Origin of the sequence: Mesorhizobium sp. B3-1-6 (assembly GCF_006439555.1) — a bacterium.
Taxonomy (GTDB): domain Bacteria; phylum Pseudomonadota; class Alphaproteobacteria; order Rhizobiales; family Rhizobiaceae; genus Mesorhizobium.
This window is the reverse complement of sequence record NZ_VFTM01000040.1, coordinates 34,644-56,355: the sequence shown is the minus strand read 5'-3', so window position 1 is coordinate 56,355 and position 21,712 is coordinate 34,644. Positions and strand designations below refer to the sequence as shown.

20 protein-coding genes are annotated in these 21,712 nt (G+C 64.0%); 9 read left to right on the top strand and 11 right to left on the bottom strand.

Annotated features, from left to right (window positions below; translation table 11 throughout):
- Positions 1 to 170: 170 nt before the first annotated feature.
- Positions 171 to 1,088: a pseudouridine-5'-phosphate glycosidase gene (locus tag FJ414_RS27570; protein WP_140647522.1), complete on the bottom strand. Its 918-nt coding sequence runs from the start codon at positions 1,086 to 1,088 to the stop codon at positions 171 to 173.
- 39 nt (positions 1,089 to 1,127) lie between these two features.
- Positions 1,128 to 2,066 (bottom strand): carbohydrate kinase family protein, encoded by a 939-nt coding sequence (locus FJ414_RS27565; protein WP_140647521.1) that lies wholly within the window; start codon positions 2,064 to 2,066, stop codon positions 1,128 to 1,130.
- A gap of 281 nt (positions 2,067 to 2,347) precedes the next feature.
- Between FJ414_RS27565 and recA the strand changes: the two genes are divergently transcribed.
- Positions 2,348 to 3,445 carry a recombinase RecA gene (recA, locus tag FJ414_RS27560; protein WP_095765184.1) on the top strand — a complete coding sequence of 366 codons (1,098 nt, stop codon included), beginning with the start codon at positions 2,348 to 2,350 and terminating at the stop codon, positions 3,443 to 3,445.
- Positions 3,446 to 3,887: 442 nt separating this feature from the next.
- Positions 3,888 to 6,557, top strand: a complete 2,670-nt coding sequence (alaS, locus tag FJ414_RS27555) for an alanine--tRNA ligase (RefSeq protein WP_140647520.1) — start codon at positions 3,888 to 3,890, stop codon at positions 6,555 to 6,557.
- Positions 6,558 to 6,797: 240 nt separating this feature from the next.
- On the opposite strand, the gene FJ414_RS27545 is transcribed toward alaS, so the two are convergent.
- Positions 6,798 to 7,424, bottom strand: coding sequence for a glutathione S-transferase family protein (locus FJ414_RS27545; protein ID WP_140647519.1), 627 nt, complete (start codon positions 7,422 to 7,424; stop codon positions 6,798 to 6,800).
- 83 nt (positions 7,425 to 7,507) lie between these two features.
- Positions 7,508 to 8,719 (bottom strand): NADP-dependent isocitrate dehydrogenase, encoded by a 1,212-nt coding sequence (locus tag FJ414_RS27540; RefSeq protein WP_140647518.1) that lies wholly within the window; start codon positions 8,717 to 8,719, stop codon positions 7,508 to 7,510.
- Positions 8,720 to 8,927: 208 nt separating this feature from the next.
- On the opposite strand from FJ414_RS27540, the gene FJ414_RS27535 reads away from it, so the two are divergent.
- The 3 genes from FJ414_RS27535 (at position 8,928) to murI (ending at position 11,443) form a co-directional block, all read left to right on the top strand.
- Positions 8,928 to 9,776 carry an RNA methyltransferase gene (locus FJ414_RS27535; protein ID WP_140647517.1) on the top strand — a complete coding sequence of 283 codons (849 nt, stop codon included), beginning with the start codon at positions 8,928 to 8,930 and terminating at the stop codon, positions 9,774 to 9,776.
- Positions 9,777 to 9,857: 81 nt separating this feature from the next.
- Positions 9,858 to 10,466 carry a hypothetical protein gene (locus FJ414_RS27530; protein WP_140647516.1) on the top strand — a complete coding sequence of 203 codons (609 nt, stop codon included), beginning with the start codon at positions 9,858 to 9,860 and terminating at the stop codon, positions 10,464 to 10,466.
- A gap of 176 nt (positions 10,467 to 10,642) precedes the next feature.
- Positions 10,643 to 11,443 carry a glutamate racemase gene (murI, locus tag FJ414_RS27525; RefSeq protein WP_140647515.1) on the top strand — a complete coding sequence of 267 codons (801 nt, stop codon included), beginning with the start codon at positions 10,643 to 10,645 and terminating at the stop codon, positions 11,441 to 11,443.
- A 152-nt stretch (positions 11,444 to 11,595) separates the two neighbouring features.
- Here murI and FJ414_RS27520 read toward each other — a convergent pair whose 3' ends face one another.
- Positions 11,596 to 12,978: an RNB domain-containing ribonuclease gene (locus FJ414_RS27520; RefSeq protein WP_140647514.1), complete on the bottom strand. Its 1,383-nt coding sequence runs from the start codon at positions 12,976 to 12,978 to the stop codon at positions 11,596 to 11,598.
- A gap of 173 nt (positions 12,979 to 13,151) precedes the next feature.
- On the opposite strand from FJ414_RS27520, the gene FJ414_RS27515 reads away from it, so the two are divergent.
- Complete coding sequence (locus FJ414_RS27515) at positions 13,152 to 13,334, top strand: DUF3008 family protein (protein ID WP_140647513.1); 183 nt, start codon at positions 13,152 to 13,154, stop codon at positions 13,332 to 13,334.
- 68 nt (positions 13,335 to 13,402) lie between these two features.
- Here the strand turns inward: FJ414_RS27515 and FJ414_RS27510 are convergent, their stop codons facing one another.
- Complete coding sequence (locus FJ414_RS27510; protein WP_140647512.1) at positions 13,403 to 13,603, bottom strand: hypothetical protein; 201 nt, start codon at positions 13,601 to 13,603, stop codon at positions 13,403 to 13,405.
- A gap of 366 nt (positions 13,604 to 13,969) precedes the next feature.
- On the opposite strand from FJ414_RS27510, the gene rpsD reads away from it, so the two are divergent.
- From rpsD to FJ414_RS27495, 3 genes are all read left to right on the top strand, one after another.
- Positions 13,970 to 14,587 carry a 30S ribosomal protein S4 gene (gene rpsD, locus FJ414_RS27505; protein WP_140647511.1) on the top strand — a complete coding sequence of 206 codons (618 nt, stop codon included), beginning with the start codon at positions 13,970 to 13,972 and terminating at the stop codon, positions 14,585 to 14,587.
- A 111-nt stretch (positions 14,588 to 14,698) separates the two neighbouring features.
- Positions 14,699 to 15,583, top strand: coding sequence for a tRNA 2-thiocytidine(32) synthetase TtcA (gene ttcA, locus FJ414_RS27500; RefSeq protein WP_181181733.1), 885 nt, complete (start codon positions 14,699 to 14,701; stop codon positions 15,581 to 15,583).
- A complete protein-coding gene (locus FJ414_RS27495) occupies positions 15,573 to 16,400 on the top strand; it encodes an inositol monophosphatase family protein (RefSeq protein ID WP_140647509.1) in 828 nt (275 codons plus the stop codon). Before ttcA ends, FJ414_RS27495 begins: the two co-directional genes overlap by 11 nt.
- Before the next feature lie 147 nt (positions 16,401 to 16,547).
- Here FJ414_RS27495 and FJ414_RS27490 read toward each other — a convergent pair whose 3' ends face one another.
- The 5 genes from FJ414_RS27490 to purL form a co-directional block, all read right to left on the bottom strand.
- Positions 16,548 to 17,816 (bottom strand): multidrug effflux MFS transporter, encoded by a 1,269-nt coding sequence (locus FJ414_RS27490; RefSeq protein ID WP_140647508.1) that lies wholly within the window; start codon positions 17,814 to 17,816, stop codon positions 16,548 to 16,550.
- A gap of 158 nt (positions 17,817 to 17,974) precedes the next feature.
- The gene (gene grxD, locus FJ414_RS27485; protein ID WP_059185116.1) at positions 17,975 to 18,310 is read right to left on the bottom strand and encodes a Grx4 family monothiol glutaredoxin; all 336 of its coding nucleotides are present in this window, start codon (positions 18,308 to 18,310) and stop codon (positions 17,975 to 17,977) included.
- Positions 18,311 to 18,461: 151 nt separating this feature from the next.
- Entirely contained in the window at positions 18,462 to 18,695 is a 234-nt protein-coding gene (locus FJ414_RS27480) for a BolA family transcriptional regulator (RefSeq protein ID WP_140647507.1), read from the bottom strand.
- Between the two features lie 101 nt (positions 18,696 to 18,796).
- Positions 18,797 to 19,324, bottom strand: coding sequence for a hypothetical protein (locus FJ414_RS27475; RefSeq protein WP_140647506.1), 528 nt, complete (start codon positions 19,322 to 19,324; stop codon positions 18,797 to 18,799).
- Positions 19,325 to 19,348: 24 nt separating this feature from the next.
- Positions 19,349 to 21,580 carry a phosphoribosylformylglycinamidine synthase subunit PurL gene (gene purL / locus FJ414_RS27470; RefSeq protein ID WP_140647505.1) on the bottom strand — a complete coding sequence of 744 codons (2,232 nt, stop codon included), beginning with the start codon at positions 21,578 to 21,580 and terminating at the stop codon, positions 19,349 to 19,351.
- Between the last annotated feature and the right edge of the window lie 132 nt (positions 21,581 to 21,712).

Sequence of the window (21,712 nt, the reverse complement as noted above, 5' to 3'; positions counted from 1 at the left end):
CATTGGACTGCCTTCCCAAAGAATCTCTTCTCAGGCCGTTTTCAAGCCCAAAAAACTCATATGCGATTCCCCTGCCCTTGCGGGGGAGATGGCCGGCAGGCCAGAGGGGGGTGTGACGGAACGCGGCGTTCGCTTTTGGCTATCGCTGCCGGTAGCTGAGCGTTTCGCGCCTACAACGCCTTGGCAATCTCCGCCGCCAGCCGAGCATTGTTCTCTACCAGCGCGATGTTGGTCTTCAGGCTGCGGCCGCCGGTGAGCTCCAGGATCTTCGACAAAAGGAACGGTGTCACCGCCTTGCCGGTGACGTTCTGGGCTTCGGCGGCCTTCTGCGCGGCTTCGATATAGCCAGCCATTTCGTCGGCCGGGATCTCGTCGTTCCGCGGCACCGGATTGGCGATGAGGATGCCGCCGCCGAGGCCCAGCGCCTGCCGCGTGCGATAGAAATGCGCAATGTCCTGCGGCGCATTGAGCGTCAGCGGCGCGCGGAAGGGCGACTGCCTCGACCAGAAGGCGGGCATCGTCTCGCAGCCATGGCCGATCACCGGCACGCCGCGCGTCTCCAGCACTTCCAGCGTCTTTTCGATGTCGAGGATCGCCTTGGCGCCGGCAGAGACAACGACAACCGGCGTGCGCGCCAGCTCGTCGAGATCGGCCGAGATGTCGAAGCTCTTTTCCGCGCCCTTGTGGACGCCGCCAATGCCGCCGGTGGCGAAGACCTTTATGCCGGCCATATGCGCGGCGATCATGGTGGCCGCAACGGTGGTGCCGCCGGTACGCTTTTGAGCGACGGCGAAGCCGATATCGGCGCGCGACAGCTTCATGGCGTCACCGGTCATGGCAAGCGATTCGCGCTCGCCGTCGGACAGGCCGATCTTGATGCGGCCGTCGACCACGGCGATCGTCGCCGGCACCGCGCCGCCATCGATGATGATCTGTTCGACCTTGGCGGCCATCGCGCCATTGTCGGGGTAGGGCATGCCGTGGGTGATGATGGTGCTTTCCAGCGCCACCACCGGCCGGCCGGCGCCAAGCGCCTCCGCCACGGGCGGGTGGATGTCGACGAAGGGGCGGGCGGTGTCGGGTGTCACGGCTGTCTCCGATCAGGAGGAAGTGGATGTCTGGTGGCCCTATGCCACCTCCCGCGCCTCCGGCACAAGGCCGAGCGCCTGCGTGAAGTTGCCCGCCGTGAAGGACGGCACGGCCTCCGGGCTCTCTATGGCAAGCATCGCCGCGGCAAGGCCCTCGCGCAGCGCGGCACGCAACGGCAGGCCGCGCAGCAAGGCGGCGACGGTTGCGCCGGTCAAGGCGTCGCCGGCTCCGGTCACGTCGGCAACTTTGCGCGGCGCGGGTGGATCGATCTCGAAGACGCCGGTGTCGTCGAAGCCCAGAACCGGGGCGCTGCCGGACGTGACCACGCCGGCATTCAGGCCGGCCCGCCTGAGCGCGTCGACAAGGGTTTCGCCGGATAGCTCGGCGCCGGCCAGCGCGGCGGCTTCGCGGCGGTTCATGAAAAGCAGCGACAGGTCGTCGAGCAGCGGCGCCAGGCGCACGACCTTGGCCGGCGAGACGGCGATGGCGAAGACCGGCCGGCCACCGGCTAGCGCTACCAGGCGCTCCAGCGCCGCCGTCGGCAGGTTGGCGTCGCACAGGATGGCGTCGGCCGCGGCCATCGCCTCGCGCACCTTGGAACGCCTCATCTGCTTGGGGAAGGCAAGATCGTAGAGCGCCATGTCGGCCAGCCCGACGATCAGCTCACCTTCGGCGTCGATCAACGCCGTGTAGCTCGGCGTCGTGCGGTCGAGGAACACCACCGAGAGGTCCGCTATTCCGGCGTTGTCGATCGCCAAGGCGACGGCGTCGGCCGCAGCGTCGCCGCCGCGCACCGATATCAGCGAGGCCGACACGCCGCGCTTCACCACGCTGCGCAGCGCGTTGAAAACCACGCCGCCGACGTCCTCGCGCATGATGCCGGGATTCGAAGCGGCGGGCACATAGGCGCCCGAGACCTGGCCGCGCCGGTCGATATGGGCTCCGCCCAGCGCCAGGATTGTTGGGGATGTCGGCATGCGGATATGGTAACCTTGGTTGATAGTTGGCTGCGCACACTAGGTTTCTGCGCGTCGCCCCGCAATCGGCGCCGCGATTCGGGACATGCGGATATCAAATCTCTTCTGGACCAGTGGTTCTGTTTCGCTCCAGCCCTGGTGGGACAAAGAAAGAACATATCCAGATATTGATTGTTTTTCAGCTGCTTGCCGCCCCTTGCCAAATGAGAACAAAAAAGGTACAAAACAAGCAGGGATCACGGATTGTCCGGCCTTCATTGACGACCAAGGGGTGATGTATCATGGCTCAGAATTCTTTGCGGCTTGTAGAGGATAAGGCAGTGGACAAATCAAAGGCTCTGGACGCGGCGCTGTCGCAAATCGAGCGCGCTTTCGGCAAGGGCTCGATCATGCGGCTCGGCGCCAACGAGCAGGTGGTCGAGATCGAAACCGTGCCGACCGGCTCGCTCGGTCTCGATATCGCGCTCGGCGTCGGCGGCCTGCCGCGCGGCCGCATCATCGAGATTTACGGGCCGGAAAGCTCGGGCAAGACGACGCTGGCGCTGCACACGGTGGCGGAAGCCCAGAAGAAGGGCGGTATCTGCGCCTTCGTCGATGCCGAGCACGCGCTCGATCCGGTTTATGCTCGCAAGCTTGGCGTCGACCTCGAGAACCTTTTGATCTCGCAGCCCGACACCGGTGAGCAGGCGCTGGAAATCTGCGACACGCTGGTGCGTTCGGGCGCCATCGACGTGCTGGTCGTCGACTCGGTGGCGGCGCTGACGCCGCGCGCTGAAATCGAAGGCGAGATGGGCGATTCGCTGCCCGGTCTTCAGGCTCGCCTGATGAGCCAGGCGCTGCGCAAGCTGACCGCCTCGATCTCGCGCTCCAACACAATGGTCATCTTCATCAACCAGATCCGCATGAAGATCGGCGTCATGTTCGGCTCGCCCGAGACGACCACCGGCGGCAACGCGCTGAAATTCTACGCCTCGGTGCGCCTCGACATCCGCCGCATCGGCTCGGTCAAGGACCGCGACGAGGTCGTCGGCAACCAGACCCGCGTCAAGGTGGTGAAGAACAAGCTGGCCCCGCCCTTCAAGGTGGTCGAGTTCGACATCATGTATGGTGAGGGCGTGTCGAAGACCGGCGAGCTGATCGATCTCGGCGTCAAAGCCGGCGTCATCGAGAAGTCGGGCGCCTGGTTCTCCTACAATTCGCAGCGCCTCGGCCAAGGTCGCGAGAACGCAAAACTGTTCCTGCGCGACAATCCCGATACGGCGCGTGAGGTCGAACTTGCATTGCGCCAGAATGCCGGGCTGATCGCCGAGAAATTCCTCGAGAATGGCGGCTCCGAAGGCGGCGACGACGGTTTCGAGGACGAAGCCGGCGCCTTGTAGGGCCGGTTCGTTGCAGGAAGACCGCGCAGCAGTTTCCTGTTCGGGATTGGGCGAAAGCTATTCGTCGGCTTAGCCGGAGTTCGGCCACAATCCTTGTTTATCGTCTTATGCTTATGTAAGCGAGTTCTTGAGTATTGCGTACCCGAACCGCCGGCCTTCGCGCCGGCGGTTTTGCATTTTGCGGGCGGCGCCGGGCCGTCGCTCGCCGGCGGATTGACCTAAAGCGCGTCGCGTCGAAACGGATTCACGCGACGCGCTTTAGGTCGTTGCTTGATGCATGTCGTTGTCGCAAAACCGAGGTCACTTTTGCGCGACATGCATTAACTCCGTGTTTCTGGACAGGCTCAAGAGCTACGGCTAAAAGGCCCATCTATCTTCTGGAAACACCAAAGCCCATCAGCCGCCGGCGACGCCGGCGGTTCTCGCGAAAAGGCAGTACGCAATGAGTGGCGTGAACGATATCCGGTCGACATTTCTCGACTACTTCCGCAAGGAGGGCCACGAGATCGTCGCCTCCAGCCCGTTAGTGCCGCGCAACGATCCGACACTGATGTTCACAAACGCAGGCATGGTGCAGTTCAAGAACGTCTTCACCGGCCTGGAGAAGCGTCCCTACTCGCGAGCGTCCACCGCGCAGAAGAGCGTGCGTGCAGGCGGCAAGCACAACGACCTCGACAATGTCGGCTATACCGCGCGCCATCTCACCTTCTTCGAGATGCTCGGCAATTTCTCGTTCGGCGACTATTTCAAGGAGCGCGCGATCGAGCTTGCCTGGAACCTGATCACCAAGGGTTTCGGGCTGAAGAAGGACAAGCTGCTCGTCACCGTCTATCACACCGACGACGAGGCGGCCGGTTACTGGAAGAAGATCGCCGGCTTCTCCGACGACCGCATCATCCGCATCCCGACCTCGGACAATTTCTGGGCGATGGGCGACACCGGCCCGTGCGGTCCGTGCTCGGAAATCTTCATCGATCGCGGCGAGCATATCTGGGGCGGCCCGCCCGGCAGCCCGGAAGAGGACGGCGACCGGTTCCTGGAATTCTGGAACCTGGTGTTCATGCAGTATGAGCAGGTGACGAAGGAAGAGCGCATCGACCTGCCGCGTCCCTCGATCGACACCGGCATGGGCCTGGAGCGCATGGCCTCCATCCTGCAGGGCGTCGAAAGCGTCTTCGAGACCGACCTCTTCAGGCATTTGATCGACGCGGCGTCCTCGGCGCTAGGCCAGGGGCCGAACCAGGAGAACGTCGGGTCGTATCGCGTCATCGCGGATCATCTGCGCTCGTCCTCGTTCCTGGTGGCAGATGGTGTGCTGCCGTCGAATGAGGGGCGCGGCTATGTGCTGCGCCGCATCATGCGCCGTGCCATGCGCCATGCGCAGCTGCTTGGCGCGAAGGAGCCGCTGATGTGGCAGCTGGTGCCGGCGCTGGTGCGCGAGATGGGCCAGGCCTATCCCGAGCTCGTGCGCGGAGAGGCGCTGATCACCGAAACGCTGAAGCTCGAGGAAACACGCTTCCGCAAGACGCTGGTGCGCGGCCTCGGCCTGCTTTCGGACGCTACGGAGACGCTGCATGCCGGCGACATGCTGGATGGCGAGACGGCCTTCAAGCTCTACGACACCTATGGCTTCCCGCTCGATCTGACGCAGGATGCGCTGCGCCAGCGCAGCATCTCGGTCGATATCGCCGGCTTCACCGACGCGATGGAGCGGCAGAAGGCCGAGGCGCGCGCGCATTGGACGGGCTCGGGCGAGGCCGCGACCGAGACAGTCTGGTTCTCGGTGCGCGAAAAGACCGGCGCCACCGAATTCCTCGGCTATGAGACCGAGCAGGCGGAAGGCATCGTCCAGGCCCTGGTCAGGGACGGCAAGACCATCGACAGCGCGAGCCAGGGCGATGCGGTCGCCTTGGTCGTCAACCAGACGCCGTTCTACGGCGAATCCGGCGGCCAGATGGGCGACACCGGCGTGATTTCCGGCGAGGGTTTTTCAATCGAGGTCTCGGACACGCAGAAGAAGGCCGATGGTTTGTTCGTGCATCTCGGCAAGGTGGCCAAAGGCACGGTCAAGACGGGTGATGCCGTCGAGCTGAAGGTCGATCATGCCCGCCGCTCGAGGCTGCGCGCCAACCATTCCGCGACGCATCTCATCCACGAGGCGCTGCGCGAGGTGCTGGGCACCCATGTCGCGCAGAAGGGCTCGCTGGTGGCGCCCGACCGGCTGCGCTTCGACATCTCGCACAACAAGCCGATCTCGGCCGATGAGCTCGAGGAGGTCGAGCGCATGGCCAACGAGATCGTCGTGCAGAACAGCCCGGTGACGACGCGTCTGATGTCGGTCGACGACGCGATTGCCGAGGGCGCCATGGCGCTGTTCGGCGAGAAATACGGCGATGAGGTGCGCGTCGTGTCGATGGGCACCGGCCTGCATGGCGCCAAGGCCAATCGGCCCTATTCCGTCGAGCTTTGCGGCGGCACGCATGTGAGGTCGACCGGCGATATCGGCCTGGTGCGCATCCTGTCGGACAGCGCGGTGGCGGCCGGCGTACGCCGCATCGAGGCGCTGACCGGCGAGGCGGCGCGCAGGCATCTGGACGAACAGGACAGGCGGCTGAAAGCCGCGGCGGCGACCTTGAAGATCTCGCCGGCCGACGTGCCGTTGCGCGTCGAGGCGCTGCTCGAAGAGCGCAAGAAGCTCGAAAAGGAGCTTACCGAGGCGCGCAAGAAACTGGCGCTGGGCGGCGGCTCGGCCGTTGCCGATGCTCCGGCCGCGAACGAGACCGTCGCGGGCGTCGGCTTCCTCGCCAAGGCGGTCACCGGCGTGGCGCCGAAGGACCTGAAGCCGCTGGCGGATGCCGGCAAGAAGACGCTCGGCTCCGGCGTGGTCGTGTTTGTCGGCGCGGGCGAGGACAACAAGGCAAGCGTGGTCGTCGGCGTCACCGACGATCTGACCGCTCGCTTCAGCGCCGTAGATCTCGTGCGCGTCGCGTCCGCCGCGCTTGGCGGTCAAGGCGGCGGCGGGCGTCCCGACATGGCGCAGGCCGGCGGCCCCGATGCCTCCAAGGCAAACGACGCGATCGCGGCGGTCAGGGCGGCGCTGGAAGCGGCGTGACGGTCGGGGCGATCGGCTGTAGCTCAGGCCGGCTCCCAACTCTCCGAGGGCTGCGCTGCCCCTCATCTGGCTGCCGCCATCTTCTCCCCGTTGAACGGGGAGAAGGGCGCTGTTATCGCGGCTTTCGCCAATAGTCTGCGTTGCAGAAAAGGCGCCGGCGTTGCAATCGCTTCTTTCTCCCCGTTTTACGGGGAGAAATGCCCGGCAGGGCAATGAGGGGCGGCGCCGAGGCTGAGCGAGTTACGCGACCTTTTCCGTCCGCGTAAAGCTCGGCCGTCCGGCTATTCGGGCATACCAATCCCGTATATCCGCAAAGCGCGCCAGCAGATCGCGTCCTTCTGCGACCTTGAGGAAATAGGCGACGATCGGGGCCGCATGCAGGTCCGCCAACGTCAACTGGTCCCCGAGCAACCACGGGCCCTTAGCCTTCAGCGAGGTCAGAACTTTGAGCACCGTCTCAGCCTGGCTCAGCCCGCTGGCAATCAGCGCCTCATCCGGCGCTGCCTTCTCCAGCCGCTCGACGGCGACGTCCCAGACCATCGCGCGATAACCATAGGCGTCGAGCATGCCGATGATCTGGCCCATCCTGGCGCGGCCGCGCACGTCGGCCGGCTGCAGCGCGGGACCATCGAAGGCTTCATCGACATAGCGCGCGATTGCGCCGGTCTCGAACAGGTGAAAATCGTCATGCTCGAAGGCCGGGATGCGGCCGAAGGGATGATGCTCCAGATACCAGGCCGGAATGCCCTCGGCGGCGAAGATGTCGAGCGGCACCAACTCGTAGCCGATGCCTTTCTCCTCCAGCGCCATTCGCGCGATGCGCACATAGACGCTGTAGTCGGCGCCGTAGAGAGTTGGCTTGGCCATCGATCAGCTCTCAATTTTGCCCGTCGCAGTGTCCAAAAAAGCGAAGGCTCCTCGCGGAGCCTTCTGTGTGCCGTAAGGTTGGGCTACCCCATCGCCTTCTGCAAATTCTCGTCGATCTTGTCGAGGAAGCCGGTGGTCGAGAGCCACGGCTGGTCGGGGCCGATCAGCAGCGACAGGTCCTTGGTCATGAAGCCAGACTCGACGGTCTGGATGCAGACTTTTTCCAGCGTCTCGGCGAAGCGCTTCAGCGCGGCGTTGTCGTCGAGCTTGGCGCGGTGCGCCAGGCCGCGCGTCCAGGCGAAGATCGAGGCGATCGAATTGGTCGAGGTTTCCTCGCCCTTCTGGTGCTGGCGGTAGTGGCGCGTCACGGTGCCGTGCGCGGCTTCCGCTTCCACCGTCTTGCCGTCCGGCGTCATCAGCACGGAGGTCATCAGGCCGAGCGAGCCGAAGCCTTGCGCTACGGTGTCGGATTGCACGTCGCCGTCATAGTTCTTGCAGGCCCAGACATAGCCGCCCGACCATTTCAGGCTGGAGGCGACCATGTCGTCGATCAGGCGGTGCTCGTACCAGAGTTTCCGCGCCTTGAATTCGGCCTCGAACTCCTTCTCGTAGACTTCCTGGAAGATGTCCTTGAAGCGGCCGTCATAGGCCTTGAGGATGGTGTTCTTGGTCGATAGATACACCGGAAAGTTGCGCAGCAGGCCATAGTTCAGCGAGGCGCGGGCGAACTCGCGGATCGACTCGTCGAGATTGTACATGGCCATGGCCACGCCGGCGCCCGGCGCGTCATAGACGTCATGCTCGATCACCTGGCCGTCCTCGCCGACGAACTTGATCGTCAGCTTGCCCTTGCCGGGGAAGCGGAAGTCGGTGGCGCGGTACTGGTCGCCGAAGGCATGACGGCCGACGACGATCGGCTTGGTCCAGCCCGGCACCAGGCGCGGCACGTTCTTCATGATGATCGGCTCGCGGAAGATGGTGCCGCCGAGGATGTTGCGTATGGTGCCGTTGGGCGACTTCCACATCTTCTTCAGCTTGAATTCCTCGACGCGCGCCTCGTCGGGAGTGATCGTCGCGCATTTCACGCCGACGCCGTATTTCTTGATGGCGTTGGCCGAGTCGATCGTCACCTGGTCGTTGGTGGCGTCGCGGTTTTCGATGCCAAGGTCGTAATATTCAAGCTTCAGGTCGAGATAGGGGTGGATCAGCTTGTCCTTGATGAACTGCCAGATGATGCGGGTCATCTCGTCGCCGTCGAGTTCGACGACCGGGTTCGCCACCTTGATCTTCGCCATGGAAAGAATGCCTCGTTGCTGGGGGATCTGAACGGCCTTGCCCGCATGGTTTCGGCCGGGGATGCGGAGCGTATATCAAAGGCTTTTTCAGCGCGCAAACCGCGATCCGTGCCGGAGCGGACGGGTGCCGCTGTTGTGAATGCTTCATTTTCCGGTCCGGATGTGGCAGGGGACGCCGAAACGCCGCAAACCCCGGTTACCCACAGCTATGCCAGCCATCGAAAATACAGCCAAGACCGCTTCCGCCGGACCGGCCATCATCCTGGTCGAGCCGCAGCTCGGCGAGAATATCGGCATGGTCGCCCGCGCAATGGCGAATTTCGGCCTATCCGAGCTCAGGCTGGTCAACCCGCGTGACGGCTGGCCGAGCGAGAAGGCGCGCGCGGCCGCCAGCCGGGCCGACCACGTCATCGACGCCACCAGGGTTTTCGACGATCTGGCCTCGGCGGTCGCCGACCTGAACTTCGTCTTCGCCACGACGGCGCGCGAGCGCGACGGCTTCAAGCCGGTGCGCGGTCCCGTGGAAGCGGGCAGGGCGCTGAGAGCACGTGTCGAGTTGGGCGAGCGTACCGGCATCCTGTTCGGCCGCGAGCGCTTCGGCCTCTATAATGACGAGGTCGGGCTCGCCGACGAGATCGTCACCTTCCCGGTCGATCCCGGCTTTTCCTCGCTCAACATCGCCCAGGCGGTGCTGCTGATGTCCTATGAATGGATGAAATCCGGCCTCGCCGACGAGACCCAGACCAATTTCTCCGGACCGGAGCTTGTGCCGGCGACCAAGGAGCAATTGCACAGCCTGTTCGCCTATCTGGAAAACGCGCTGGAAGCGCGAGGCTACTTCCGCCCGGAAGAAAAGAAGCCGAAGATGGTCGACAATCTGCGCGCCGTGTTGACTCGCGCGGGCTTTGCCGAGCCGGAACTGAAGGTGCTGCGCGGCATCATCTCGTCGCTCGACCGGTTCTCGCCGGTCATGCCGCGCGGCGACGGCTCGCCCGGGGACGATCCGAGACGATTGCCGGCCGGTGCACGCAGTCGCGCCAAAGACGAAGAAAGTTAAAATCGGTAAGCTGTGAGCATTTGAAGTAACCGAATTTTATTCGGTTATACGCCATCCTGGCCACAATAGTGGGGGTGGCACATGTTTACGTCCAATATTGGTCGACTGCGCTTTTTCCTTTACTCTCTCGGCCTCGCCGTGGCCGAGACCGTGGTGATCCTTATTTGCATTGTCAGTACGATCGGCTTCGAAGGGCTGATCAATTCGGGGCCTGGTCCGGTGCGGCAGGGCATGGCGGGTGCTGTCCTCATTGCCTCCCTCGTCTTTGTCGCGCTGCGCGGCAACGTCGCCTCGCGCCGCACCCGCGACGCCAACGGGCGTCGCTGGATCCTGTGGGCCTACATCGCCCTTTCCGCCGTCTACGCCCTTCTGCAGGCAGGCGTCCTGCTGGTCGTCAAATTCGGCGATCCCGCGAGCATTCCAGGCGGGCTGAACCTGCTTGGACTTTCGGTGTTCGGCCTCTGGTGCACGATCCTGTGGGCGAAGCCGGTCGCGGGCAGCAATATCGATGAATTGACCGATGTTTTCGACTTCGACGGTCCGCTGCCGGCACCGGCGCGTGCCGGACGCACCGTAACAGCCAGCGTGCCGGCCGCCCCACGTGCCGCCGCTTCCGCCGCGCGCGTCCCGCCGGCACCGCAGCCTTTCGGCAGGCCGCGCCCCGCCGGCTTCGGCAAGCGCGGGATTTGAGTAAGTCTTAGAGATAGAGCATGACGTTGTCCGAAAACCGCTTCGCACTTTTCGGCACCATGCCCTGGCGCCTGCGCAAAAGCTGCTCGCATTCGCCTCTTCAAGACCACGATCATTCGCGATAGAAGCGCCGTCGGTCCAATCATGGGCCTGACGCTTCTCATGGCCGGATGACAATGAGCGATCGATCAAGCCAACGCCCGATCCTGATGTTCGATTCCGGCGTTGGCGGGCTCACCGTGCTGCGCGAGGCGCGCGTGCTTATGCCCGATCGCCGATTCGTCTATGTCGCCGACGACGCGGCTTTTCCTTATGGCGCCTGGGAGGAACCGGCGCTCAAGGATCACATACTTACGCTGTTCCGCAAGTTGCTCGATCGGCTTCAGCCGGCGATTTCGGTCATTGCCTGCAACACCGCCTCGACCCTGGTGATCGATGCGCTGCGCGACAAATTCCCCGGCCATCCTTTCGTGGGCACCGTTCCGGCAATCAAGCCGGCCGCCGAACGCACCCGCTCGGGCCTGGTATCGGTGCTGGCGACGCCGGGCACGGTGAAGCGCCAATACACGCGCGATCTGATCAGCAAATGGGCGCAGAAATGCCATGTGCGCCTGGTCGGCAGCGACCGGCTGGCCGGGCTCGCCGAGATTTACATGCGCCAAGGTTTCGTCGACGAGGAGGCCGTGCGCGCCGAAATCGCGCCCTGCTTCATCGAGCGCGACGGCAACCGCACCGACATCGTCGTGCTGGCCTGCACGCATTATCCGTTTCTCGCCAACCGCATGCGCAAGACCGCGCCCTGGCCGGTCGACTGGATCGATCCGGCCGAGGCGATCGCGCGGCGCGCCATGTCGCTCATCGAACCGGTCGGAGAGACATCGGGCGAGAGCGAGCCCGATCTCGCCGTCTTCACTTCCGGCAAGGTGGATTTTGCCACCAGGCGACTGATCCAGGGCTTTGGACTGACCGCACGCTAAGGCGTGTCGATATTCAGGTGAGGCCGGCCCGCAAATGCCGGGTTCCTGCGCTTCCGGTGCTCACGTACCTTAAGTACGCTCCGCTCCGGTTCTCGGAACCCGCCATTTTCGACTCGGCCTGCCCTGAATCTCAACGCGCCTTCACCCAGCCGCTAAACAGGCTCGAAGACGATTCTGCGCTGATCCGGATCGGCCGAGGCCAGCTTCAGGTTGAGATTGTCGCCCTGCCTGAGCCCGGAAGCCTTCACGTTGGCGACGACGGGCATGTCGGCAAGCTGCGCGCGCACGCCATGATCGACGAAGTCGGTGACGACGGCCTTGAACGTCTCGCCCTCGCGTCCCTTGAGCATGACCGCCTCGGCAAGGTCGATGGCGGCATGGTTGATCTGCGAAGCGCGGGCATCCGCACGCCCCATCACCTTCGGCAATCTGGCGAACGCGTCGGTGACGGCCTGCGGCACGGGCTGGCCGTTGGCGATCGCCAGCGTGCAGCGCACGACATAGCGGTCGGCCAGCCGCCTGAGCGGCGCGGTGGCATGCGCATAGGTCGCAGCCATCGCCTCATGCCAGGGGACGACACCCTCGTGATAGGGTTGGTAGGACGCACCGTTGCCTGCGCGGCGGATTTCCAGCATCAGCGCGGCCTGTTTCGGATCGGCCGGATCGAGCGTGCGCTGATAGTCGCGCAGGCTGGTGGAGGCGGGCCAGGAAAGCCCAAGCGCCTGTGCCGCGTTGCGCAGTCTTTGCACCTTGGAGGCGTCCGGCCCCGACATCACCCGGAACAACCCGGTCTTGTGCGCCAGCATGGCGTCGGCAATCGCCATATTGGCGGCCAGCGAAAGTGCTGCATTGTCCTGCTCGGATTGCAGCAGCGGCCTGAACGAAAGCCGGAACGTGCCGTCGGCGACCTTCTCCACCTCCTGCTCGGGCGGATCGACGCGCGAGGCGCCGCGCCGCTCTTCGTTTGCCGCCATGCGCCGCGCCAGTTCCGCGAAGCCGGCTGGAACGTCCGAGTGCTGCACGCTGTCATAGGCGAGCTTCGCGCGGCTTTGGATAATGGCCCGTTCCGCGCCGTCCAATTTCACCGCGCCGTCGCCAGCGACCCGGACCGTGAAGATGACCGAAGGGCGCGGTCCATCGGGCAACAGGCTGGCCGCAGCCTCGGCGAGCACCGGCGGGTAGAGCCCGGCCTTGCCGTCCGGCAAATAGAGCGTTTCGCCCCGGTTCCAGGCTTCGATATCAATCGCGTCGCCGTCCTCGACGAACCAGGCGACGTCGGCAATGGCATAATGCAAGAGAAGATCGCCACCGCTGGCCTCGATCGAGAACGCCTGGTCGAGATCGGTGGAACTTGCCGGATCGAGTGTTACGAAGGGCACCGCGGTGCGATCGGCATGCTGCCCGGGCACACGCCTGGCCGCCGCTTCCGCCGCGGCAACCACAGCAGGCGGAAATCCGTCCGGCACGTGGAACTCGGTGCGGATTTTGGCGAGGCCGGTGGAGAGCGCTTGTGAGGGATCGGTCAGCGATTTCATGCAACCGTCCTACACTGGCGTTCCCGACACGGGAAGGCTTGCCAGCGAGACCGCCAAGGCCGCCCGCCCGACGGCCGGCCCCAAGCAGACCGACGGCCGAGCCACTGCCGCTGGAACTGCCGCTTCAGCGCGGCGTTTCTTCTCACAGCAAAGGAGAAACCGGAGAAATCGCCATGCCCGCCACATCACAAGCACAGCAAAAGGCCGCCGGGGCAGCACTTTCCGCCAAGCGCGGCGAGATCAAGAAAAGCGAGCTCAGGGGCGCTTCGCGCGAAATGTATGAATCGATGAGCGAGAAGCAACTCGAAGAGTTCGCCGAGACCAAACGCAAGGATCTGCCCGGCAAAAAGTCATAGATCGCAGCATCACATGAAGAAGCCCGCGGTATCGCTCGCGGGCTTGTTCAGGTTGACTCAGCTGCCCGCTATCGCCACCAGCAGCGCTTCGTCTTGTAACGGACAACGTGGCGATGGCCGTGGCGCCAGACCACTCTTTTCGTCACCACGACGCGGCATACCTGCCTGTGGCCGCTCCAATGCCTGGCCATGGCGGGTTCCGGCGTCATGACAGCCATGGATCCCGCCAGCACAGCGGCCCCGGTCAGGGTAAGGAAGAACTTTTTCATGGGAATTCGGGCTCCTCTGCTCCAGTCCCTTCATTAAGATGGCAGAGCAGCGCGTCTCCTTGAAAGCTACGCCGCTCTGCTGCCGGCGGCCTTCGCCACAACCGGCACCGCACGCAACGCGGGAAATGTTATCGGCTTGCGACCCGCGCGGCCAGCCGTAAGCTTGACAGCGGTTAAATCTGTGTTTAACAGCCCCACCAACACCGGGTGGCGACGCCCGGTGGTTTCTTTTGACGTGTCCCGTGGGTTTTCCGTCGCTTTGCGTGGAAAACCCTGTCAGGTCTCGAAAACGGAGGCCAGAGGAGGGCGCGTTTCCTTCACCCGGAGCCATGGGGTTCCGGGTATATTGTTTTGAAAGGGAATGCGATGAGCAAGCGCGAATCCGCGAAATACAAGATCGACCGCCGTCTCGGCGAAAACATCTGGGGCCGCCCGAAGTCCCCGGTCAACAAGCGTGAATACGGCCCCGGCCAGCACGGCCAGCGCCGCAAGGGCAAGCTTTCCGACTTCGGCCTGCAGCTGCGCGCCAAGCAGAAGCTGAAGGGTCACTATGGCGACGTTTCGGAAAAGCAGTTCCGCAAGGTCTATGAAGAGGCCAACCGCCGCAAGGGCGACACCTCCGAGAACCTGATCGGCCTGCTCGAGTCGCGTCTCGACGCGGTCGTCTACCGCGCCAAGTTCGTGCCGACCATTTTCGCCGCCCGTCAGTTCGTCAACCACGGCCATGTCAACGTCAACGGCAAGCGCACCAACATCGGTTCGTATCGCTGCAAGCCGGGCGACGTCATCGAGGTGCGCGAGAAGTCGAAGCAGCTCGTGATCGTGCTGGAATCGGTTGGTCTCGCCGAGCGCGACGTGCCGAACTACATCGAAGCCGACCACAACAAGATGACCGCGACCTTTGCTCGCGTTCCCGGCCTTTCGGACGTTCCGTTCGCCGTGCAGATGGAACCGAACCTGGTCGTCGAATTCTACTCGCGCTGATCGACGTCAATCAGCCGCAGCATCCAAGGCCGCCTCTCGAGGCGGCCTTTTCTTTGTCCGCTATGTCCGCTAAGCCGGGCGCCAACAGAACGCAGGGCCGGCGCCATGAATATGCTGCCAGATGTCAAAACGCTCGAGCCGATCGGCGACGAGACCGACGGCGGCTTCCATCCGCTGTTTGCCGACGTGCCGTCCTCGGTCGAATTCAACAAGCTGCGCAAGCGGCTGTTGAGGCTGACGCGCCAGGCGATCGAGGATTTCGCCATGGTGAAGCCCGGCGAGCGCTGGCTGGTGGCGCTCTCCGGCGGCAAGGATTCCTATGGCCTGCTCGCGCTGCTGCTCGATCTCAAATGGCGCGGCCTGCTGCCGGTCGAACTGCTCGCCTGCAATCTCGACCAGGGCCAGCCGAATTTCCCGAAGCATATCCTGCCCGATTATCTCAATGCCAACGGCATCGCGCACCGCATCGAATACCAGGACACCTATTCGGTGGTGACCGACAAGCTGCCGGAAGGCAGCACCTATTGCTCGCTCTGCTCGCGGCTGCGGCGCGGCCATCTCTACCGGATCGCGCGCGAGGAGGGATGCTCGGCGCTGGTGCTTGGCCACCACCGCGAGGACATACTCGAAACCTTCTTCATGAACCTGTTCCATGGCGGGCGTCTCGCCGCCATGCCGCCCAAGCTCCTCAATGACGAAGGTGACGTCTTGGTGCTGCGGCCGCTCGCCTATAGTGCTGAGGCCGACCTCGAGAAATTCGCCAACGCGATGAAATTCCCGATCATTCCGTGCGACCTCTGCGGCAGCCAGGAAGGGCTGCAGCGCAACGCCATGAAGGCGATGCTCGACGACATCGAGAAGCGCATGCCGGGCCGCAAGGACACGATGATCCGCGCCATGACCAATGTAAGGCTCTCGCATCTCCTGGACAGGAAGCTATTCGACTTCGCGGGGCTCGATGCGAATCCAGGACGAGACATTTCCGATGAAATTTGACGACCGTTCGATCGACTGGCTGGCCGAGCTTCTTGCCGCCGCCGCCAGGACTGAAATCATGCCGCGCTTCCGCCGGCTGGGCGAGGGCGACGTGCGCCAGAAGACGTCCGCCGCCGACCTCGTGACCGAGGCGGACGTCAATGCCGAGAGGCTGATCACCGCCCGGCTGCTCGAACGCTATCCCCAGGCCATGGTGGTCGGTGAAGAGGCCTGTTCCGACAACCCGGCGCTGCTATCTGGCCTTGGCGATGCCGCGCTTGCCTTCGTCATCGATCCGGTCGACGGCACCTTCAACTTCGCTTCCGGCGTGCCGCTGTTCGGCGTCATGGCCGGCGTCGTCGTCAACGGCGAGACCGTCGCCGGCATCATCCATGATCCGGTCGGCAAGGACTGGCTGATCGGCGCCAAGGGGGCGGGCAGCCATATCCGCCACGCGCATGGCGCGCTGGAGAAGGTCCGCGTCGCGGCACCGGTGCCCATGGCGCAGATGACGGGCGCCGTTTCCTGGCAGTTTCTCGAAGAGCCTGAACGCTCGCGGCTTGCCCGCAACCAGACCAAGACGCTGTCGCAATTCGCCTATCGCTGCGCGGCGCATGAATATCGGCTGCTTGCCAGCGGTCACGCCCATTTCGTGCTCTACAACAAGCTGATGCCCTGGGATCATCTCGCCGGCGCGCTGATCCATCAGGAAGCCGGCGGCCATGTCGCGCGCGTCGACGGCAGCGCCTATCTGCCATCGCATGTCGACGGCGGCCTGCTGGTCGCGCCGGACAAGCAAAGCTGGGACGAGCTGCGCCGCGAGCTCTGGGCTGAGTAGGGTAATCCTGCGCTCGGCCGGCGATCTGCCGGCCGGATAGCAATTAAAGCGCGTCGCGCTGAAGCGGATTCAGGCGACGCGCTTTAAAACCTTTGTTTTCATGCATGTCGTTATCGCAAAACCGCTGAAACTTTTGCGCGACATGCATTAGTGCAGATCGGTGACGTGTCCCGAAACAGGGGGATTGTGGGGCTGGAACATCCTGCCCTGCTCGGCGATCAGGATCATCAGCAAAGCCGCGACCGAGACGCTGCAGAAGCCGGCGGCCAGAGGCGTGACCGTGCCGTTATAGGCCTGGCCGATCGCCGCGCCGATGAGGGCACCGAGGAAGGTCTGCATGAAGCCCAGGATGGATGCCGCCGTGCCGGCGAGCTCGCCGAGCGGCTCCATGGCCAAAGCGTTGAAATTCGCGCCCAGTCCGCCGAATGGCAGCATCGCGCCGGCAAAGAAGGTGACGAAGAGCCAGAGCGGCATCCGTATCTCCAGCGAGACCACCAGCCAGGCAAGGCTGATGCACAGGAAGATGAGCAGCGCGCCTTGCGACAGGCGGCGCATGCCAATCTGTCCGACCAACCGCGAATTGAGATAGTTGGAGAAGGCAAGCACGCCGGCGACGCCGGCAAAGATCAGCGGGAACAATTCGCCGACATGAAAGATGTCGATGTAGATCTGCTGCGCCGAACTGATGAAGCCGAACATGGCGGCGAAAATGAACGTGCTGGCGAAAGCGTAGCAAAGCGTGAGCCGGTTGGTGAGCACGATGCGGAAGCCGCTGACGACGGAGCTTACCGTCAGCGGCCGGCGATATTCCGGATGCAGCGTCTCCGGCAGGCGCAGCAGAGCCCAGGTCGAAACGATCAACGCGCCGATAGCCATGGTCACGAAAATCCAGTGCCAACTGGCGAACAGCATGACGAACTGGCCGATGCCGGGCGCGATGACAGGGATGGCCATGAACACCATGAAGATCAGCGACATCACCTCGGCCATGCGCCGGCCTTCGAACGTGTCGCGCACGATCGAGACGGCGATGACGCGGGTCGCGGCCGCGCCGATACCCTGTATGAGACGCCAGGTCAGCAACAGGGTGAAACTGGGAGCTATGGCGGCGGCGGCCGCAGCCACGACATAGACGACCAGGCCAAGGACCAGTGGCGCTCGGCGCCCGAAGCGATCCGAAATAGGCCCGAACAAAAGCTGCCCGCCGCCGAAGCCGAGCATATAGGCGGTGATGACATATTGGCGGTGGTTCTCGCTCTCGACGCCGAGCGAGGCGCCGATCTGCTGCAGGGCCGGCAACATGATGTCGATGGCCAAGGAGTTGAGCGCCATGAGCGCGGCGCAGAGCGCGATGAATTCCCAGCGCGGAATGGGCAAGCTGCTTGCCCGTTGCGACGCTTCTACCTGCTTGTCCACGGCAAATTCCGATCTTTCAAACGAACAGGCGCCGGCTGGCCGGCGCGCTGGTTCGTCTCATCCCCGAGACCCGGGGGTTATGTTGCCGAGGTGGGGGCGGCCCCGAGCGATGCTTGCCGGCCGGAGGGTTAGCCTCCGCGCCGGCGAGCAAAATTGAATCAGGCGGCGCCTTTGACGCTGACGCCCTTTTCGACCAGGAAGTCCTGCAACTCGCCGGCCTGGAACATTTCGCGCACGATGTCGCAACCGCCGACGAATTCGCCCTTCACATAGAGCTGCGGGATGGTCGGCCAGTTGGAATAGTCCTTGATGCCCTGGCGCAGTTCGGCCGAGTCGAGCACGTTGACGCCTTTGTAGTCGGCCCCGATGTAATCGAGGATCTGCACCACCTGGCCGGAGAAGCCGCATTGCGGGAAGCCGGGCGTGCCCTTCATGAAGAGCACGACGTCGTTGCTCTTCACTTCATTGTCGATGTAGTCGTTGATGCCGGTCATGGACGGTCCTTTCACGCCTGTGGGAGTCAGGCTCGAAACATGTCCTTCAAATAAACCCATAGGTTGGCTGAAACAAGACGTTAGCCGCGACGCCGGCCCAATGGCGCAAGGGATAACGCGATTTTGGGCTAAGCCTGAGCGGCGCCGGCGCTCAGTCGGGAATGCTGGTCTGCAGCGCCAGCGCGTGCAGCAAGCCGCCCATATTGCCCTTCAGCGCGTTGTAGACCATCTGATGCTGCTGCACACGGCTTTTGCCCCGGAAGCTCTCGGCCACGACCTCGGCCGCGTAATGATCGCCGTCGCCGGCCAGGTCGCGGATCGTCACCTTGGCGTCCGGAATGCCTTCCTTGATCAATTTTTCGATGTCGTGGGCATCCATTGCCATGGCAAAATCCTGTTTCAAGCGGGCGGGCTGTATGGTGTGACTCGGGTGAGCCTAAAGCCTTTCCAGCCCGGATTGAAGCCGTTCCGTCGGGTGATGAGGCCCTATGGGTTATCCTGGCTCCAATGAATCACGCCGTCTTCGGTGATGTCATCGCGCGTCGAATAGGCGTGGCCGAGGCTGAAGACCAGCACGTAGAGCGGGAGGTTGATCAACAGGCTGACGATCGGAAGATAGCTCGTCATCCGCCATGCGGTTGAGAAGAAGGGCTGACCGTAGCCGTCGCAGGTCAAGGACGAGCCATAGTCCCAAATGGCCCCGATCAACGCGGCGACGGCGAAGAGCTTGATGCAGGTCGCGACGTGCCTTGCCCGCGCCGGCTCCGGAGAAAGCCTGTTCCAGAGCACCAGGCAGACGACTGGAACGGCGTAGATCAGGGTCTGCAATATCAGCATCGGCAGCGTGCCGTTGGCCGCGGCCAGGAACTCGGCGCGGGTTTCCAGCCGCGGGCAGACCTCGCTCGATGTCGTCGACAACAGGAACAGGACGAACGGCCCGAGAAACCAGAAGAAGAACAGGGACGGCCAGAAGACGACTGCAATCAGCGCCCTGGCGGTTAAATCATGTCGCATAAAAAAGGATTGCTTCTAGCCCGGTCAACTGGCCTGATCCATGAAGCGCGGGAACCAGCCCTCATGGGCGGCGGTCAACTCGCTGACGGGGATCGGTCGGGCCTCGCCGAGCTTCAATTCACGTCCGCCGGTGGTGCCGATCCAGGGCGCGAAGATGCCGAGCATGCCCTGCTCTTCGCGGATCCTGTCCCATTCGCCGCTTTGCGGGTCGATCGACAGCGTCAGCAGGTAGCGCCCCTGGTCCTCGCCGAACCAGACCGGGATCGGATGGGTGCCGGTAAGCCCCGGAACGGTGGCGCCGATGCCGGAGGCCATCGCCATTTCGGCGAGCGCTATCGCCAGGCCGCCGTCGGAGACGTCGTGCGCCGATGTCACGATGCCGGACGCGATCAGCGCGCGCACATGGTCGCCAACCCGCTTCTCATGATCGAGGTCGACCGGCGGCGGCGGGCCGTCGCCTCGACCGTGGATGTCACGCATATAGACGGACTGGCCGAGATGGCTGCCCCAGGTGGCGGGCGCGCCGACCAGCACGATCATCTGGCCTTCGGCGGCAAAACCCATACGCGCCATCTTCGACCAGTCGGCAATCAGCCCGACGCCGCCGATGGTCGGTGTCGGCAGGATGCCGCGGCCGTTCGTCTCGTTGTAGAGCGAGACATTGCCGGAGACGATCGGGAAACCGAGAGCGCGGCAGGCATCGCCGATGCCCTTAACCGCGCCGACGAACTGGCCCATGATCTCGGGCCGCTCCGGATTGCCGAAATTGAGGTTGTCGGTGGCCGCAAGCGGCAGGGCGCCGGTGGCGGTCAGATTGCGCCAGCATTCGGCCACGGCCTGCTTGCCGCCTTCGTACGGGTCGGCCTCGCAGTAGCGCGGCGTGACGTCTGAGGAGAAGGCCAGCGCCTTGGTCGGATGACCCTCGACGCGCACGACGCCGGCGTCGCCGCCCGGAAGCTGCAGCGAATTGCCCTGGATCAGCGTGTCGTACTGCTCCCACACCCAGCGGCGCGAAGAGAGATCCGGCCCGCCCAGCATTTTCAGCAGCGCGTCGGCGACATCGGCCTTCGGCGCATCGTTCGCGGCGAGCGGCGCCGGCTTCTTCGGCTCGACCCAGGGGCGGTCATATTCCGGTGCCTGGTCGCCCAGCTCCTTGATCGGCAGGTTGGCGACCTCGTCGCCCTGATGGATGACGCGGAAGCGCAGATCGTCGGTGGTCTTGCCCACAATGGCGAAGTCGAGGCCCCATTTGCGGAAGATGGCCTCGGCTTCTTCCTCCTTCTCGGGGCGCAGCACCATCAGCATGCGCTCCTGGCTTTCCGACAGCATCATCTCATAGGCGCTCATGCGCTCCTCGCGCACCGGCACCTTGTCGAGGTCGAGCTCGATGCCGAGGTCGCCCTTGGCGCCCATCTCGACGGCCGAGCAGGTGAGGCCGGCCGCGCCCATGTCCTGAATGGCGATGACGGCGCCCGACGCCATCAGCTCGAGGCAGGCTTCCAGCAGGCATTTTTCGGTGAAGGGATCGCCGACCTGCACGGTCGGACGCTTCTCCTCGATCTTGTCGTCGAATTCGGCCGAGGCCATGGTGGCGCCGCCGACGCCATCGCGCCCGGTCTTGGCGCCGAGATAGACGACCGGGAGGCCGACGCCCTTGGCCTGCGACAGGAAGATGGCGTTGGTCTTGGCGAGGCCCGCCGCGAAGGCGTTGACCAGGATGTTGCCGTTGTAGCGGGCATCGAAATTGACCTCGCCGCCGACGGTCGGCACGCCGAAGGAATTGCCGTAGCCGCCGACGCCCGAAACCACGCCGGCAACGAGATGCCGGGTTTTCGGATGATCCGGCGCGCCGAAGCGCAGCGCGTTCATGGCCGCCACCGGCCGCGCGCCCATGGTGAAGACGTCGCGCAATATGCCGCCGACTCCGGTCGCGGCGCCCTGATAGGGCTCGATGTAGGACGGGTGGTTGTGGCTCTCCATCTTGAAGACGACGCAGTCACCGTCGCCGATGTCGACCACGCCGGCATTCTCGCCTGGACCCTGGATGACCCGCGGACCGCTGGTCGGCAGCGTGCGCAGCCATTTCTTCGAGGACTTGTAGGAGCAGTGCTCGTTCCACATCGCCGAGAAGATGCCGAGCTCGGTGAAGCTTGGCTCGCGGCCGACCAGATCGAGAATGCGCTGGTATTCGTCCGGCTTCAGCCCATGCGCGGCGACGAGCTCGGGAGTGATCGGCACGGAATTGGAAATAGTCATGAGCGGCGATTTTTGTCCGTGGAAGAGGGGAGTTTCTTTGAGTCTCCTCTTATCGCAAGCTTTCGCGCGATACACCCCATCGGATGACGAAAAAAGCCGGAAAACTGCCCCTGCCGGCGGAGGTCAGGGCCT

Excerpts from the sequence above, each read along its gene's own strand:
- murI (WP_140647515.1), top strand. The coding sequence starts at position 10,643 with ATGAGCGATCGATCAAGCCAACGCCCGATCCTGATGTTCGATTCCGGC.
- FJ414_RS27480 (WP_140647507.1), bottom strand. The coding sequence starts at position 18,695 with ATGGCAATGGATGCCCACGACATCGAAAAATTGATCAAGGAAGGCATT.
- FJ414_RS27545 (WP_140647519.1), bottom strand. The coding sequence starts at position 7,424 with ATGGCCAAGCCAACTCTCTACGGCGCCGACTACAGCGTCTATGTGCGC.
- alaS (WP_140647520.1), top strand. The coding sequence starts at position 3,888 with ATGAGTGGCGTGAACGATATCCGGTCGACATTTCTCGACTACTTCCGC.
- ttcA (WP_181181733.1), top strand. The coding sequence starts at position 14,699 with ATGCTGCCAGATGTCAAAACGCTCGAGCCGATCGGCGACGAGACCGAC.
- FJ414_RS27530 (WP_140647516.1), top strand. The coding sequence starts at position 9,858 with ATGTTTACGTCCAATATTGGTCGACTGCGCTTTTTCCTTTACTCTCTC.
- FJ414_RS27520 (WP_140647514.1), bottom strand. The coding sequence starts at position 12,978 with ATGAAATCGCTGACCGATCCCTCACAAGCGCTCTCCACCGGCCTCGCC.
- FJ414_RS27475 (WP_140647506.1), bottom strand. The coding sequence starts at position 19,324 with ATGCGACATGATTTAACCGCCAGGGCGCTGATTGCAGTCGTCTTCTGG.
- rpsD (WP_140647511.1), top strand. The coding sequence starts at position 13,970 with ATGAGCAAGCGCGAATCCGCGAAATACAAGATCGACCGCCGTCTCGGC.
- FJ414_RS27540 (WP_140647518.1), bottom strand. The coding sequence starts at position 8,719 with ATGGCGAAGATCAAGGTGGCGAACCCGGTCGTCGAACTCGACGGCGAC.
- grxD (WP_059185116.1), bottom strand. The coding sequence starts at position 18,310 with ATGACCGGCATCAACGACTACATCGACAATGAAGTGAAGAGCAACGAC.
- FJ414_RS27495 (WP_140647509.1), top strand. The coding sequence starts at position 15,573 with ATGAAATTTGACGACCGTTCGATCGACTGGCTGGCCGAGCTTCTTGCC.
- FJ414_RS27510 (WP_140647512.1), bottom strand. The coding sequence starts at position 13,603 with ATGAAAAAGTTCTTCCTTACCCTGACCGGGGCCGCTGTGCTGGCGGGA.
- recA (WP_095765184.1), top strand. The coding sequence starts at position 2,348 with ATGGCTCAGAATTCTTTGCGGCTTGTAGAGGATAAGGCAGTGGACAAA.
- FJ414_RS27515 (WP_140647513.1), top strand. The coding sequence starts at position 13,152 with ATGCCCGCCACATCACAAGCACAGCAAAAGGCCGCCGGGGCAGCACTT.
- FJ414_RS27535 (WP_140647517.1), top strand. The coding sequence starts at position 8,928 with ATGCCAGCCATCGAAAATACAGCCAAGACCGCTTCCGCCGGACCGGCC.
- FJ414_RS27565 (WP_140647521.1), bottom strand. The coding sequence starts at position 2,066 with ATGCCGACATCCCCAACAATCCTGGCGCTGGGCGGAGCCCATATCGAC.
- purL (WP_140647505.1), bottom strand. The coding sequence starts at position 21,580 with ATGACTATTTCCAATTCCGTGCCGATCACTCCCGAGCTCGTCGCCGCG.